Genomic DNA, 15,014 nt, shown 5'->3' with positions numbered 1-15,014 from the left:
GTACGACGTCCACCCGGGCTCCCCTTGACGAAAACTATCAGTCCCACTACTAGTATTCGGACCGTCTTGGTGGGCAGGGGCCGCCCATGGCCTAATGGTCGTATGCCTCAGCTCCGTTCCCGCACCTCGACCCACGGCCGCAACATGACCGGTGCCCGCGCCCTGTGGCGCGCGACCGGCATGCAGAGCGGTGACTTCGGCAAGCCCATCGTCGCGATCGCGAACTCGTACACCCAGTTCGTCCCCGGTCATGTGCACCTCAAGAACATGGGCGACCTCGTCGCCAGCGCGATCTCGGAGGCCGGCGGGGTCTCCAAGGAGTTCAACACCATCGCCGTGGACGACGGCATCGCCATGGGCCACGGCGGCATGCTCTACTCGCTGCCCAGCCGCGACATCATCGCCGACTCCATCGAGTACATGGTCAATGCCCATACCGCGGACGCCCTGGTGTGCATCTCCAACTGCGACAAGATCACCCCGGGCCACATGATGGCCGCGATGCGCCTGAACATCCCGGTCGTCTTCGTCTCCGGCGGGCCGTCGGAATCGGGCAAGCCCATCGAGGGCGTCACCGAGAACCGCATCGACCTGGTCGATGCGATGTCCCTCAGCGCGGACGACTCCATCACCGACGCCCAGCTCGCGGAGGTCGAGGAGAACGCCTGCCCCACCTGCGGCTCCTGCTCGGGCATGTTCACCGCGAACTCGATGAACTGCCTCACCGAAGTGCTGGGACTGTCGCTGCCGGGCAACGGCACCACACTGGCCACCCATGCCTTCCGCAGGGAGCTGTTCCTCGAGGCCGGCCGGAAGATCGTGGACCTGTCCAGGCGCTACTACGAGGACGACGACGAGTCGGTCCTGCCGCGCTCGATCGCCACCAAGGCGGCCTTCTCCAACGCCATGGCCATGGACGTCGCGATGGGCGGTTCCACCAATACGGTGCTGCACATCCTCGCCACCGCGATCGAGGGCGAGGTCGACTTCGGCCTGGACGACATCGACCGCATCTCCCGCCTGGTGCCGACCCTGTCCAAGGTCGCCCCCAACGGCACTGCCCACGTGGAGGACGTCCACCGAGCCGGGGGCATCCCCGCGATCCTCGGCGAGCTCGACCGTGCCGGCCTGCTGGACCACACCGTCCACACCGTGCACTCCCCGGACCTCTCCAGCTGGCTGGCCGAATGGGACATCCGCGGCGGCTCGGCCTCCAAGAAGGCGGAGGCCCTGTTCCATGCCGCCCCCGGCGGGGTGCGCACCACGCAGGCGTTCTCCACCACGAACACCTGGGACGAGCTGGACACCGATGGCGAGGAGGGCGTGGTCCGTGCGGTCCCGCACGCCTACACCAAGGATGGCGGCCTCGCCGTCCTCAAGGGCAACCTCGCCGCCGAAGGCGCCGTGTTCAAGACGGCCGGCATCTCCGAGGATCTCTTCCACTTCGAAGGGACCGCGGTGGTCTGCGAGTCCCAGGAGGAGGCGGTCCAGAAGATCCTCGACAAGACCGTCAAGGACGGCGACGTGGTGGTGATCCGTTTCGAGGGCCCCCAGGGCGGCCCCGGGATGCAGGAGATGCTGTACCCGACCTCCTTCCTCAAGGGACGCGGCCTGGGGAAGACCTGCGCGCTGATCACCGACGGCCGCTTCTCCGGCGGCACCAGCGGTGTCTCCATCGGACACATCTCTCCGGAAGCGGCCGAGGGTGGCCTCATCGCTCTGGTCGAGGACGGCGACCGGATCATCATGGACGTCGACAAGCGCCTCCTGGAGCTCGACGTGGACGAGCAGGAGATCGCCCGCCGCCGGGAGGCGAAGGGTCCGCTGCCCTGGCGTCCCGCACAGCGTGAGCGCAGTGTCTCCCAGGCGCTCAAGGTCTACGCGCACCTGGTGCGTTCGGCCACCTACGGCGCCACCCGGCGGCACCTGGACTGATCCCGCCGGACTGATCCGGGTCGCGCTCAGGCGCCGAGGATCGAGCGGTACCGGTCCACGGCGACCTCCGCGACCAGGTGATGGTCGCCGAGGGGGGCGGAGACGAGGTCCGCCCCGGCGTCGTCGAGCTGGGAGTGGAACTGTCCGGGAGCGAGCAGGTAGGTCGCGACGGCGATCCGGTTCGCGCCCGCGGTGCGCAGGCGGTCGACGGCCTCGGCCACCGAGGGTGCTGCGGCCGAGATGAAGCCGACGGCCACCTCGCGGCCGAGCTGCGCCGCGAGCAGGCGGCCCATCTCCTGGGCCATCTCCTGGCCGGCCGGGTCCCGGGTTCCCGCCACCGCCATCACCACCGGGTCGGCGCTCGAGGCCCCGGCCTCCGTGAGCCGCTGCGCCATGACCTCCGCCAGCCGGGGGTCGGGGCCGAGCGGCCCGGCGGCGACCGCATCCCGGTCCGCGACGGCGGCTGCGATGTCCTGCCTGACATGGAAACCGGTCGAGAGCAGCAGCGGGACCACCACGGTGGCGGGCGGGACATCGTCCTCTCGGGTGCGCACGTCCGAGGCCACGGAGGACAGGTCGGCGACCACCTCGGCCACGTCGGGGGACTGCACGTCGACATAGGCCTCGCGCACCGGCACCTCGGGCACGAGCGCCGTGATCCGGCGCAGGATCGCCCGCACCATGTCGCGGCCTTCGCGCAGGCGGGTGCCGTGGGCGCAGCCGATGAGGGTCGGGACGGTCGCCGGGGGCGGGGTCTGCTCGGGACGCGGCAGGGACTCGCGGCCGGCGCCGTGGACCGGGTCGGCGAGGATCGGAGGCTCCAGGAAGCCCTTGGCGGCGGTGCGACCGACGGTGATCACGGCGGGGTGGGAGATCTCGGCGTCGGCGGCGACCTGCTCGATGGTGGCCAGGGTGCCGCGCACCACCTTCTGATCCGCCATCGTCGCACTCTGCACGATCGCGACCGGGGTGGCCGCGTCGACCCCGTTCAGCAGGGATTGCGCGACCAGCCGCGGCAACCATTCCACGCCCATCATGAGCACTGTGGTGGTGCCCGGGTCCCGCAGGGCGGCGAGGTCCGCCGGCCCCAGGTCGCCATGGGCGTTGACGATGTGGAGGGCGACGGCGGTGCCACGATGGGTGACCGGGACGTCCCCGGCGGTGGGTCCGGCGATCGACGAGGTCACGCCCGGGACGACCTGGACGGGGACGCCGACGGTGCGGCAGGCGAGCACCTCCTCGCCGCCGCGGCCGAGGACGAAGGGATCCCCGCCCTTGAGGCGGGCCACCCGATGACCGGAGAGTGCCTTCGACACCAGCAGCTCCTCGATGCCGGACTGGCGCAGGGAGTGCGCACCCGGTCGCTTGCCGACGTCGATCACCTCGACCTCCGCGCCGAGCAGCTCGGTGAGACCGGCCGGTCCCAGTCGGTCCACCACCACCACGTCGGCCTGGCGCAGCAGAGTCAGGCCGCGCACCGTGATGAGGTCCAGGGCGCCGGGGCCACCACCGATGAGGGCCACGGAACCCGGCTCGAGCACGGCGGTGGACAGGGCATCGCCCAGCGCAGGGTGGGGGGAGGTCATAGTGGACTCTCGATCAGGACAGCACTGGACAGGACAGGACAGGACAGGCGGGGCACAGCAGGAGATGTCTGCGCGGGCGCTCAGGGGGCCGGCGCGGAGAGAGGCCGGGGGCGGTCCTCCACGGCGATCACGGCGGGCTGTGTGCGTGAGGCCCGGTGTCGTCGCAGGGCGACGACGAGGAACAGCAGGCACAGCAGCGCCCCGACGATCTGCGCTGCGAGCCGCACAGGGGGTGCCACCGCGAGAGCGGTGAGCGTCGGCCCGAGGTTCAGGGTGATGATCAGGCTTCCGACGAGCACCCCCAGCATGCCCGCCGGAAGGCGGCCCGCCAGCCGTGCCGCGATCGGAGCGGCGAGGACGCCACCGATCATCAGGGCGAGGGTGAGCCCGAGGGACACACCGCCGAGGCCCAGACCCAGGAGGAAGCCGATGCTCGCGCAGACGGTGACCACGAACTCGGCGGCGGCGACGGAACCGATCACGGTGCGGGGCGCCGTGCGCGCCGAGGTCAGCAGGGTAGAGGTCACCACCGGCCCCCACCCGCCACCGCCCGTGGAATCGACCAGACCACCGACCAGTCCCAGGGGAATCAGCAGACGCCCGCCCGGGCTCCCGGGGGCCGTCGTGGTCGCCCGGTCGCGACGGGTGGTGAAGCGCAGCACCACCAGGATTCCCAGGGCGAGCAGCAGGGCCGACATCACCGGTGCTGCGGCGTCGAGGGAGAGGGCGGACAGCACGGTCGCCCCGACCAGGGCACCGATCCCACCGGGGACGGCGAGACGGGCCACGATCCGACCCTCGACATTCTTCGCCTGCCAATGACTGGCCCCGGAGGCGAGCGTGGTGCCCAGCTGGGCGAACTTCACCGTCGCGGCGACCACGGCCGGTGCCATGCCGGTCGCCAGCAGGAGCGAGGCCGAGGTGACGCCGTAGCCCATCCCGAGAGCACCGTCGACCATCTGGGCCAGGAACCCGGCGATCGCGGCGGGCAGCAGCTCCACGACCACGAGGCCCGACTCAGGACCGCACAGGGACGTCGACCATCCCCGCGGCGAGGGTGGTGGCGTCCTGGGGGTCGATCACGATGAATGCCCCGCCCTCGCGGGAGACGGAGTACGACTCCAGCGGCAGCGCCTGGGCGAGGTCCAGGTCCACCCGGACCAGGTCGTTGAGCTCCGCCTGCTCGGCCGGTGCGTGCTCGAGGGTCGAGATGTCCAGGCGATCGCGGACTGCGCCCACCTTCGCCTGCACGGTGCTGGTGCCGTGCTTGATCAGCACCCGGGCGCCCGGTCGCAACGGGGACTCGGACAGCCAGCAGAGCACGGCGGAGAAGCTCCGGCTGGGAGCGGGCACGTCACCGGCGGCGAGCAGATCGCCGCGGGAGAGATCGACGTCCTCGCTCAGACGCACCGTGACCGACAGACCCGCCTCGGCGCGCTGCACACTGGAGCGGTCGAGGTCGATCCCGGCCACCGTGGTGGCGCGACCGGAGCCGGCGACGACCACGCGATCGCCCACTTCGATCGCTCCGGAGGTGATGAGTCCCGCGTAGCCGCGGTAGTCGATGTGGGCGGCGTCCCGGGCACCGTGCTGGGGACGGATCACCAGTTGGACCGGCATCCGGAAGGCGTCGTTCCGCAGGTCCCGGGCGGCCGGCAGCGATTCCAGCAGGGCCAGCAGGGTAGGCCCGGTGTACCAGGGAGTGGACCCGGCGGCGTGCACCACGTTGTCGCCGCGCAGCGCCGAGAGCGGGACCACCGGCGGGACGGGCAGGGAGAGCGCATCGGCCACCTCGGCCAGCTGGGAGGTGACCTGCTCGTGCACCTGCAGGGGATCCTCGACCAGGTCGATCTTGTTCAGGGCCACGACCACGTGGGGGACCCGCAGCAGCGAGGCCACCGCGAGATGGCGACGGGTCTGCTCGACCACTCCGTTGCGGGCGTCGACCAGCACCACGACCACGTCGGCCGTCGAGGCCCCGGTGACGGTGTTGCGGGTGTACTGGACGTGCCCCGGGGTGTCGGCCAGGACGTAGGACCGCTCGGCCGTCGCGAAATAGCGGTACGCGACGTCGATCGTGATGCCCTGCTCGCGCTCGGCGCGCAGTCCGTCGGTGAGCAGGGCGAGCTCCGCCAGCTCGCCGGTCCAGCCGCGGCGCCGGCTCGCGTCCTCGACCGCTGCCAGCTGATCGGCCAGCACGGACTTCGTGTCGTGCAGCAGCCGGCCGATCAGGGTCGACTTGCCGTCGTCCACGCTGCCGGCGGTCGCCAGGCGAAGGAGGGTCGGGGTCGTGGTCGGGGCGATGGTGCTCGTCGTGGTGCTCATCAGAAGTAGCCCTCCTTCTTGCGGTCCTCCATGGCGGCCTCGGAGAGGCGGTCGTCGGCGCGGGTGGCGCCGCGCTCGGTGACGGTGGTCGCCGCGACCTCGGCGATCACCGCCTCGACGTCCCGGGCGGTGGAGGCGACGGCGCCGGTGCAGGACATGTCGCCCACGGTGCGGTAGCGGACGGTGCGCACGCTCGGCTCCTCGTCGTCGCGCAGCTGAACCCAGTCCCCGGGGGACAGGAGCATGCCGTCGCGCTCGACGACCGCCCGCTCGTGGGCGTAGTACAGCGAGGGAAGGGCGATGTCCTCGCGGGCGATGTAGCGCCACACGTCCAGCTCGGTCCAGTTCGACAGGGGGAAGACGCGCACGTGCTCGCCCGGGCGCCGCCGGGTGTTGTAGAGGTGCCACAGCTCGGGGCGCTGGTTCTTGGGATCCCAGTGTCCGAAGGAGTTGCGGAGGCTGACGATGCGCTCCTTGGCGCGGGCCTTGTCCTCGTCGCGCCGGCCGCCGCCGAAGACGGCATCGAAGCGATGCTCCTCGATCGCGTCGAGCAGGGGCATGGTCTGCAGAGGGTTGCGGGTGCCGTCGGCGCGTTCGCGCAGCCTTCCGTCGTCGAGGTAGTCCTGCACCGAGGCGACATGGAGCTGCACGCCGTAGTGCTCCACGGCGGCGTCCCGGAACGCCAGCACCTCCGGGAAGTTGTGCCCGGTGTCCACGTGCAGCACGGGGAAGGGGACCGGGGCGGGCCAGAGCGCCTTCTCCGCGAGATGCAGCATCACGACGGAGTCCTTGCCCCCGGAGAACAGCATGACGGGGCGCTCGAGCTCGCCGACCACCTCACGGATGATGTGGAGGGCTTCGCTCTCGAGCGCGTCGAGCAGATCGGGCGGGTCCGTCGAGGGGACCGTGGACAGGGCAGTGGCGGTCGCGGCGGTGGGCCGCGGGTCCGGGATCAGGGTCGTCATCGGTTCTCCTGGGCGGTGTCGACGGTGAGCAGGGACAGCGGGGTGACGGTGGACGAGGCGCCGCCGGAGAGAGTGTCGCCGGAGGGACTGTCGCTGGAGGAGTGCAGGCCGCACTCGGTCTTGGCGGAAGCCGCCCAGCGCCCTGCGCGGGGGTCCTCGCCGGGGGCGACAGCGCGCGTGCAGGGCGCGCAGCCGATGCTCGGGAACCCTTGCTGCAGCAAGGGGTTCTCGGGCAGCCCATGGTCGTGCGAGTAGCCCATGAGCTGTCCGAACGACCAGGTCACCAGCGGGTTGATCTTCACCAGGTCGAAGGACTCGTCGTAGGAGATCAGAGGAGCGTTCGCGCGGGTGGGACCCTCCTCTCGTCGCACCCCGGTGACCCAGGCGTCGTACCCGGACAGGGCCTTGCGCAGCGGGTCCACCTTGCGCAGCGCGCAGCAGGTGGCGGGGTCGCGGTCGTGGAGCCGGGCGCCGAGCGCGGTGTCCTGCTCGGGCACCGTGCGCTCGGGGAGCACGTCGACCACCGTGACGTCGAGTTCGCGGGCCACGCGGTCCCGGGTCTCGAGGGTCTCGGGGAAGTGATAGCCGGTCTCGAGGAACAGGACGTCCACCCCCTTCTGGTGACGGGCGACGACGTGCGGGAGCACGGCGTCGGCCATGCTGCAGGCGACGGCGAGGTCGCGGCCGAAGGTCTGCGCCGCCCAGGCGCTCGCGGCCTCGGCGAGCTCGTCGGGGCCGAGCTCGTCCTCGAGCGCCGCGAAGCGCTGCGAGGCGTCGTCGGCGAGGGCGCGCAGTCGGGCGGTGCGCTGAGCCCGATCGGCCGTCGCGGCGGTGGTGTCCTTCGTCGTGCTCATCGCAGCTCCTCGTCCTCGGCGCGGTGCGCCCACACGGCGAAGGATTCGCCGGGGGCTCGGGATCCGACGAAGCGCCGCACGACGCGTTCGACGTAGTCGGGCAGGTCGCGGGCGGCGACCTTGTGCTGGCGCAGAGTGCGGCCGAGCTGAGGCTGCTCGAGCTCGGGAGCTGCCAGTGACCCCCCGAGGTGCACCTGGAACCCGGGCAGCTGCTCGCCGTCTGCAGTGGTGATGATCTGGCCCTTCAGGCCGATGTCCGCGGTCTGGATCCGGGCGCAGGAGTTCGGGCAGCCGTTCACGTGCAGGCTGATCGACTGCTCCAGCTGCGGCGTGAGATCGCTCAGCCGCTCCTCCAGGACCGAGATGGTGTGGGCGGCGGTGTCCTTGGTGTCGACGATCGCCAGCTTGCAGAATTCCAGCCCGGTGCACGCCATGGTGGAGCGGCGGAAGGGGCTGGGACGAGCGCTCAACCCGAGCTCGTCGAGGCCGGCCAGCAGTTCGTCGACCCGGTCGGCGGGGACCCCGAGCACCACGAGGCTCTGGAACGGGGTCAGTCTCACGGAGTCGGCGCCGACGGTCTCGACGAGGTCTGCGAGTGCAGTCAGCAGACCACCGCCGACCCGGCCCACCGTGGTGGCGGCACCGACGTAGAAGCGGCCATCCTTCTGGGGATGGACGCCGACGTGGTCGCCGGGGCCGACGGGGGCGCCCGGAGCGGGGCCGTCGGCCAGGGCGTAGCCGAGATACTCCGTCTCCAGCACCTCCCGGAACTTCTCGGGGCCCCAGGCGGCCAGGAGGAACTTCAGTCGGGCCTTGTTCCGCAGCCGGCGGTAGCCGTAGTCGCGGAAGATCCGCACCACCCCGTGCCAGACGTCGGCCGCCTGCTCCTCGCGCACGAAGGCGCCGAGCCGCTCAGCCAGCCGCGGCGTGGTCGACAGTGCGCCGCCCACCCACAGGTCGTAGCCCGGGCCGAGCTCGGGATGGACCACGCCGACCAGGGAGATGTCGTTGATCTCGTGGACGACGTCCTGGCTCGGGTGGCCGGTGATCGCGGTCTTGAACTTGCGCGGCAGGTTGGCCAGCTCGGGGTCACCGAGGTAGCGGCGCTTGATCTCGGCGATCACCGGGGTGGGGTCGATGATCTCGTCGGCCGCGATCCCTGCCACCGGGCTGCCGAGGAAGCCGCGCGGGGTGTCGCCGCAGGCGGTCGTGGTCTCGAGGCCGACGGTGGCCAGGCGGCTCCAGATCTCCGGGACGTCCTCGATCCCGACCCAGTGGTACTGGATGTTCTGGCGGTCGGACACATCGGCCGAGCCGCGGGCGAGCTCGGTGGAGATGCCGCCGAGGACTCGCAGCGCCTGCGGATCCAGGGCGGCTCCGTCGGTGCGCACCCGCAGCATGAAGTAGCGGTCCTCGAGCTCGTGGGGCTCGAGCTGGGCGGTGCGCCCGCCGTCGATGCCGGGCTTGCGCTGCGTGTACAGGCCCCACCAGCGGAAGCGGCCGTGGAGGTCGTCCTCCGGGATCGAGTCGAAGCCCCCGGGAGCGTAGATCTGCTCGATCCGGTCGCGGACGTTCAGGCCGTTGTCGGCGGCCTTGAGCTCCTCGTTCCCGTTCAGTGGGGCCGGGCCATCGACCTTCCACTGTCCCTGCGGTTTCTCGGTGCGGGGTGGGCGCACTCGTGGGGGAGCGGCAGCTGGTCGAGCGGGACCGGCCTCGCTGTTCTCGACGGTCTCGGTACGCGGCATGCCTCGAGGATGCACGCTTATGTCGGCCATTACAAGCGCTTTGGGCGATTGTGACGGCGTGCGTCCCGGCGGTCATCTCGCGATCCGGACGGGTGGCGTGCGTCGCGGCGAAGGCCCTAGCATGTGGTGCATGCAGATGATTCTTCTCGTAGTTACCGAGCGCGGCTGACCCCGTTCGTTTCGTCGAGACGTCATCCGCGCCCCTCCCTGAGCCCCAGGCGGAGGGGCTTTTTCGTGTCCCGGTCATGGGTGCGGAGCGTGTCGGAGGGGGATCGCGGACTGCAGAGAAGGTGACCGCCATGCCCACCGTCCGAGACGACGAAGGAGTTCCGATGACCGGACAGCAGATGACCGGCGCGCAGGCGCTGGTCGAGTCCCTCAAGCACGCCGGGGCCGAGGTCGTCTTCGGCCTTCCCGGCGGTGCCATCCTGCCTACCTACGACCCTTTGATGGACGCCGAGGGCCTGCGCCACGTGCTGGTCCGCCACGAGCAGGGAGCCGGGCACGCCGCGAGCGGCTACGCCCACGCCACCGGCAAGGTCGGCGTGTGCCTGGCGACCTCGGGTCCCGGCGCCACCAACTTGATCACGGCGATCGCCGACGCCCAGATGGATTCCATCCCGATGGTCGCGATCACCGGCCAGGTCGGCTCCGCGTTCATCGGCACGGACGCGTTCCAGGAGGCCGACATCGTCGGCATGACCATGCCGGTCACCAAGCACAACTTCCTGGTCTCCGACGCCGATGACATTCCCCAGGTGATCAAGCAGGCCTTCCATATCGCCTCGACCGGTCGGCCCGGCGCGGTGCTCGTGGACGTCACCAAGGACGCCCAGCAGGCGCAGACGTCCTTCGTGTGGCCCGAGGCACTGAACCTGCCGGGCTACCGCCCCGACCCGCGACCTCACAACAAGCAGATCCGCGAGGCCGCCCGGCTCCTGATGGAGGCCAAGCGCCCGGTGTTCCTGCTCGGCGGTGGCGTGCTGCGCGGCCGCGCCAGTCAGGAGGTCGGTGAGCTCATCGATGTCTCCGGGGCGCCGTTCGTGACCACTCTGATGGCCCGCGGTGCGCTGCCCGACTCCCATCCCAGTCACCTCGGCATGCCGGGTATGCATGGCACCGTCTCCGCGGTCTCCGCCCTGCAGCGCTCGGACCTCATCGTCAACATCGGGGCGCGGTTCGATGACCGCGTCACCGGCGTCCTGGAGTCCTTCGCTCCCGGTGCGAAGATCGTGCACGCCGACATCGACCCGGCGGAGATCTCCAAGAACCGCGACGCCGACGTGCCGATCGTGGGCCAGGCCGCCGAGATCGCCCGCGCTCTGACCGCCGAGCTGCGCGAGAGCATCGCCGTCTCGGACGTCCGCGACTACGCGGCGTGGTGGAACACCCTGGACATGCTCCGGGACAACTACCCGCTGGGCTGGAGCGAGACCGAGGACGGCTTCACCGCGCCGCAGAAGGTGATCTCCCGGATCGGAGCCATCTCGGGTCCCGAATCGATCTTCGTCGCGGGCGTGGGTCAGCACCAGATGTGGTCCAGCCAGTTCATCACGTACGAGCAGCCCCGCTCGTGGATCAACTCCGGGGGCCTGGGCACCATGGGGTACTCGGTGCCCGCGGCCATGGGTGCCAAGGTCGGTCAGCCCGACAAGGTCGTGTGGTCCATCGACGGTGACGGCTGTTTCCAGATGACCAACCAGGAGCTCGCGACCTGCGTCATCAACGACATCCCGATCAAGGTCGCGATCATCAACAACTCCAGCCTCGGCATGGTGCGGCAGTGGCAGAACCTGTTCTACGAGAAGCGCTACTCCCATACCGACCTGAACACGGGGCACGGCACCCGTCGCGTTCCCGACTTCGTCAAGCTCGCCGATGCGTACGGCGCCGCGGGTCTTCGCTGCGAGCGCGACGAGGACATCGATGCGACCATCCAGCAGGCGATGGAGATCAACGACCGACCGGTGGTCGTCGACTTCACGGTCAGCGCCGACGCCATGGTGTGGCCGATGGTGCCGTCGGGGGTCTCCAACGACGAGATCCAGATCGCGCAGGGCATGAGCCCCGAGTGGGAGAGGGACATCTGATCATGACCACCACCAATTCCGTGAACCCCCCGAGCACCTCGGACTACGTGATGACTCCGGACAGCCAGACCCTCTCGGTGCTGGTCGAGAACAAGCCCGGTGTGCTCACCCGCGTCACCGCTCTGTTCTCGCGGCGCGGGTACAACATCTCCTCGCTCGCGGTCGGACCGACCGAGCATCCGGAGATCTCCCGCATCACCGTGGTCGTCGACGTGGATCAGCGTCGACTCGAGCAGATCACCAAGCAGCTCAACAAGCTGGTCAACGTGCTCAAGATCGTCCAGCTCGACGCGCGACAGACCGTCCAGCGCGAGCTCATCCTCATCAAGGTCACCGCGGACAACTCGACTCGGACCTCGGTGCTGGAGATCGTCCAGATGTTCCGGGCGAAGGTGGTCGATGCGGCCGCCGACTCCGTGACCATCGAGGCGACCGGTACGGAGGACAAGCTCACCGCACTGCTGGAGATGCTCGAGTCCTTCGGCGTCCGCGAGATCGTCAAATCCGGCGCGGTCGCCATCGGGCGCGGCGGGCGAGCGATCACCGACCGCAGCCTGCTGGGCTGACGCCCTCGGGGCATCCAGCGCGCCGTCCCATATCCGGAGACGCGCTCTCATCATGTAGGACAACCGGCGATAGGATCGTCCCGTCGCCCGGTGCGTCATCACGCAACCGGCGTACCGCACACCAACACGAAGGAGCACATCGTGGCTGAGATCTACTACGACGACAACGCTGATCTGTCCATCATCCAGGGCAAGAAGGTCGCGGTCGTCGGCTTCGGCTCCCAGGGCCATGCCCACGCGCTGAACCTGCGCGACAGCGGCGTCGAGGTCCGCGTCGGCCTGCGCGAGGGATCGAACTCCCGAGCCAAGGCCGAGGAGCAGGGCCTGGGCACCGGCACGGTCGCCGAGGTCTCCGAGTGGGCCGACCTCATCATGATCCTCACCCCGGACCAGGACCAGCGGAAGGTCTACGCCGAGTCCATCCAGCCCCACCTGACCCAGGGCAAGGCACTCGCCTTCGCGCACGGCTTCAACATCCGCTTCGGCTACATCGAGGTGCCCGAGGGCGTCGACGTCCTCCTGATCGCTCCGAAGGCCCCGGGTCACACCGTGCGCCGCGAGTTCGTCGCCGGTCGCGGCATCCCGGACATCGTCGCCGTCGAGCAGGACGCCACCGGCTCCGCCTGGGACCTCGCCTTCGCCTACGCCAAGGGCATCGGCGGCACCCGCGCCGGCGTCATCAAGACCACCTTCACCGAGGAGACCGAGACCGACCTGTTCGGTGAGCAGGCCGTGCTCTGCGGCGGCATGAGCCACCTCGTCCAGGCGGGCTTCGAGACCCTCTCCGAGGCCGGCTACCAGCCCGAGATCGCCTACTTCGAGGTCCTGCACGAGATGAAGCTGATCGTCGACCTCATGTTCGAGGGCGGCATCGCGAAGCAGCGCTGGTCGATCTCCGACACCGCCGAGTTCGGTGACTACGTCTCCGGCCCCCGCGTCATCACCGATGACACCAAGAAGGCGATGAAGGACATCCTGGCCGACATCCAGGACGGCACCTTCGCCAAGCGCTTCATCGAGGACCAGGACAAGGGCGCCCCCGAGTTCACGGAGCTGCGCGACAAGGAGGCGAAGCACGAGATCGAGGTCGTCGGCCGGGATCTGCGCAAGATGTTCTCCTGGAGCGCGCAGGCGCTCGACGAGGACTACACCGAGGGCAGCGCCGCGCGCTGATCCACCCTTCCTCACCGCGACGGCGGGCGCACCCCTCGAGGGGTGCGCCCGCCGTCGGCGTGCGGGGGCCGTGCAGACTGCGAGCTCAACGGTCCTTGCTGCGGGGCAGGGCGAGCGTGATCAGCACCATCGACAACGCGATGATGCCGCAGCTCCACGCCAGGGAAACCAGGGCAGGCGCCTCGCCGGCACCGGTCAGCAAGGCGCGGATGGCCTCGACCAACGGACCCATGGGCTGATGGGTCGCGATCGGCTGCAGCCAGGCCGGCATGGTCTCGATCGGCACGAAGGCGCTGGAGAGATAGGGCAGGAACAGCAGGATGAACCCGTAGCCATTGGCCGCCTCCACGCTCCCCGAGACCAGGCCGATGCACGCGAACAGGGCGGTGATGGCGAGGATCCACATCGCCACGAGTCCCAGGGCGCCGAACCACTCCAGGACGGTGGCGGAGGGGCGGAACCCGATCGCGAGAGCCACCAGGATCACGATCATCGTCGCCACGAGGTTCCGCAGGACGCTGGCGACCACGTGGCCGGCCAGCACCGTTGCGGAGACGATCGGCAGGGTGCGGAATCGTCGCATGGCGCCGAGGGTGATGTCCCGGTTCACGGAGACGGCCACCGAGGCTGCGCCGTAGCCGGCGCAGGTGAGGATGACGCCGGGCACGACGAAGTCCACGTAGCCGTCGGCGATGATCGCGCCGCCGAACACATAGGTGAACAACAGCAGCAGAATCACCGGCAGGGCGACGGCCATGAGCATCCCCTCGCCGTCGCGGAGGCTGTGACGCAGGCTGCGGCCGATGAATACACCGCTGGAGCGCCACGGCCCCACGCCGTGCGCGGAGCTGGGTCGGTCGGGAGCGAGAGCGGTCATGCTGCCACCTCCTGGTGGGTCTGGGTCAGGGCGATGAAGGCGTCGTCCAGGCTGGGGGAGCGCAGAGCGACGTGCAGTCCCTGCTCGTGCGCGTGCAGGGAGGACATGGCGTGGGCCAGGGAGGCAGCGGTGCCGTCGGTGTCGATGCTGCGCACCTCGTTCCTCTCGGAGTCGAGCAGGACCAACCTCTGACCGCCCACGGCGGCGATGAGCTCCTCGGCGGTGCCGTCGGCGACGAGCCGCCCCGCCCGCAGAACGGCGATGCGGTCGGCGAGCGCCTCTGCCTCGTCGAGCGTCTGGGTGGTGAGGAAGACCGTCGTCCCCGTCTCGGCCAGGGCTCGGATGTCGTCCCAGACCCGGTTCCTGCTCACGGGGTCGAGCCCGGTGGTGGGCTCGTCCAGGAAGAGCACGGCGGGCTGCGTGAGGAGGGAGGCGGCCAGATCGAGCCGCCGCCGCATGCCACCGGAGTACGTGGCGACCGTGCGACGCCCCGCGGGTGCGAGGTCGAACTGCTCGAGCAGCGCGTCGGCGCGCCGCGTCGCGCCCCGGCCCAGTCCCAGCAGTCTCCCGAGCATCACGAGGTTCTCGCGGCCTGTGAGGAGGTCGTCCAGGGTGGTCTCCTGCCCGGTGGCGGCGAAGAGCCGGCGTGCCTCGCGCGGTGAGGTCACGACGTCGACGCCCCCGATGCGGGCGTACCCGGAATCCGGCAGCACCAGGGTGGTGAGGATCGAGACCAGTGTGGTCTTCCCGGCGCCGTTGGGGCCGAGCAGGGCGAACACCCCGTCGTCGATCGTGAGGTCGAGGTGGTCCAGGACGGGCTCCCGATATGACTTGGAGAGCCCGGAGATCTCGAGGGTGCCGTTCATGGGCGTTCCGTTCCGTTCGTGGTGGAGTCGAT

General features: G+C 70.1%; 12 protein-coding genes. 4 read left to right on the top strand and 8 right to left on the bottom strand.

Going from position 1 to position 15,014, the window contains the following annotated elements; all coding sequences use genetic code 11:
- Positions 1–102 precede the first annotated feature (102 nt).
- A complete protein-coding gene (ilvD, locus tag INT51_RS04750; protein WP_193104054.1) occupies positions 103–1,935 on the top strand; it encodes a dihydroxy-acid dehydratase in 1,833 nt (610 codons plus the stop codon).
- Positions 1,936–1,961: 26 nt separating this feature from the next.
- Here the strand turns inward: ilvD and cobA are convergent, their stop codons facing one another.
- From cobA to INT51_RS04720, 6 genes are all read right to left on the bottom strand, one after another.
- Positions 1,962–3,521, bottom strand: a complete 1,560-nt coding sequence (gene cobA, locus INT51_RS04745) for a uroporphyrinogen-III C-methyltransferase (RefSeq protein WP_193104053.1) — start codon at positions 3,519–3,521, stop codon at positions 1,962–1,964.
- An 80-nt stretch (positions 3,522–3,601) separates the two neighbouring features.
- A complete protein-coding gene (locus INT51_RS04740; RefSeq protein ID WP_304502074.1) occupies positions 3,602–4,528 on the bottom strand; it encodes a sulfite exporter TauE/SafE family protein in 927 nt (308 codons plus the stop codon).
- 10 nt (positions 4,529–4,538) lie between these two features.
- On the bottom strand, positions 4,539–5,846 hold the full coding sequence (locus INT51_RS04735; RefSeq protein WP_193104052.1) for a sulfate adenylyltransferase subunit 1: 1,308 nt from the start codon (positions 5,844–5,846) through the stop codon (positions 4,539–4,541).
- Positions 5,846–6,811, bottom strand: a complete 966-nt coding sequence (gene cysD, locus INT51_RS04730) for a sulfate adenylyltransferase subunit CysD (protein ID WP_193104051.1) — start codon at positions 6,809–6,811, stop codon at positions 5,846–5,848. Before cysD ends, INT51_RS04735 begins: the two co-directional genes overlap by 1 nt.
- Positions 6,808–7,665, bottom strand: a complete 858-nt coding sequence (locus INT51_RS04725; RefSeq protein ID WP_193104050.1) for a phosphoadenylyl-sulfate reductase — start codon at positions 7,663–7,665, stop codon at positions 6,808–6,810. Before INT51_RS04725 ends, cysD begins: the two co-directional genes overlap by 4 nt.
- Positions 7,662–9,410 (bottom strand): nitrite/sulfite reductase, encoded by a 1,749-nt coding sequence (locus tag INT51_RS04720; protein ID WP_193104049.1) that lies wholly within the window; start codon positions 9,408–9,410, stop codon positions 7,662–7,664. The genes INT51_RS04725 and INT51_RS04720 overlap by 4 nt, the downstream gene beginning before the upstream one ends.
- Before the next feature lie 332 nt (positions 9,411–9,742).
- On the opposite strand from INT51_RS04720, the gene INT51_RS04715 reads away from it, so the two are divergent.
- From INT51_RS04715 to ilvC, 3 genes are all read left to right on the top strand, one after another.
- On the top strand, positions 9,743–11,500 hold the full coding sequence (locus INT51_RS04715) for an acetolactate synthase large subunit (protein ID WP_370540780.1): 1,758 nt from the start codon (positions 9,743–9,745) through the stop codon (positions 11,498–11,500).
- 50 nt (positions 11,501–11,550) lie between these two features.
- Positions 11,551–12,066 (top strand): acetolactate synthase small subunit, encoded by a 516-nt coding sequence (gene ilvN, locus INT51_RS04710; RefSeq protein ID WP_193104136.1) that lies wholly within the window; start codon positions 11,551–11,553, stop codon positions 12,064–12,066.
- 141 nt (positions 12,067–12,207) lie between these two features.
- The gene (gene ilvC, locus INT51_RS04705) at positions 12,208–13,239 is read left to right on the top strand and encodes a ketol-acid reductoisomerase (protein WP_193104047.1); all 1,032 of its coding nucleotides are present in this window, start codon (positions 12,208–12,210) and stop codon (positions 13,237–13,239) included.
- Between the two features lie 85 nt (positions 13,240–13,324).
- Here the strand turns inward: ilvC and INT51_RS04700 are convergent, their stop codons facing one another.
- Both INT51_RS04700 and INT51_RS04695 read right to left on the bottom strand, forming a co-directional pair.
- Complete coding sequence (locus tag INT51_RS04700; RefSeq protein ID WP_193104046.1) at positions 13,325–14,116, bottom strand: ABC transporter permease; 792 nt, start codon at positions 14,114–14,116, stop codon at positions 13,325–13,327.
- A complete protein-coding gene (locus INT51_RS04695; RefSeq protein WP_193104045.1) occupies positions 14,113–14,982 on the bottom strand; it encodes an ABC transporter ATP-binding protein in 870 nt (289 codons plus the stop codon). Before INT51_RS04695 ends, INT51_RS04700 begins: the two co-directional genes overlap by 4 nt.
- Positions 14,983–15,014 lie beyond the last annotated feature (32 nt).

This window comes from Brachybacterium sp. FME24 (assembly GCF_014897705.1).
Taxonomy (GTDB): Bacteria; Actinomycetota; Actinomycetes; order Actinomycetales; family Dermabacteraceae; genus Brachybacterium.
The sequence above is the reverse complement of the archived record's forward strand: the minus strand, read 5'-3'. Positions and strand labels throughout refer to the sequence as shown.

Coding starts and splice junctions, on each gene's coding strand:
- ilvD (WP_193104054.1), top strand. CDS start 103: ATGCCTCAGCTCCGTTCCCGCACCTCGACCCACGGCCGCAACATGACC.
- cysD (WP_193104051.1), bottom strand. CDS start 6,811: ATGACGACCCTGATCCCGGACCCGCGGCCCACCGCCGCGACCGCCACT.
- INT51_RS04695 (WP_193104045.1), bottom strand. CDS start 14,982: ATGAACGGCACCCTCGAGATCTCCGGGCTCTCCAAGTCATATCGGGAG.
- INT51_RS04715 (WP_370540780.1), top strand. CDS start 9,743: ATGACCGGACAGCAGATGACCGGCGCGCAGGCGCTGGTCGAGTCCCTC.
- INT51_RS04725 (WP_193104050.1), bottom strand. CDS start 7,665: ATGAGCACGACGAAGGACACCACCGCCGCGACGGCCGATCGGGCTCAG.
- INT51_RS04700 (WP_193104046.1), bottom strand. CDS start 14,116: ATGACCGCTCTCGCTCCCGACCGACCCAGCTCCGCGCACGGCGTGGGG.
- INT51_RS04720 (WP_193104049.1), bottom strand. CDS start 9,410: ATGCCGCGTACCGAGACCGTCGAGAACAGCGAGGCCGGTCCCGCTCGA.
- cobA (WP_193104053.1), bottom strand. CDS start 3,521: ATGACCTCCCCCCACCCTGCGCTGGGCGATGCCCTGTCCACCGCCGTG.
- ilvN (WP_193104136.1), top strand. CDS start 11,551: ATGACTCCGGACAGCCAGACCCTCTCGGTGCTGGTCGAGAACAAGCCC.
- INT51_RS04735 (WP_193104052.1), bottom strand. CDS start 5,846: ATGAGCACCACGACGAGCACCATCGCCCCGACCACGACCCCGACCCTC.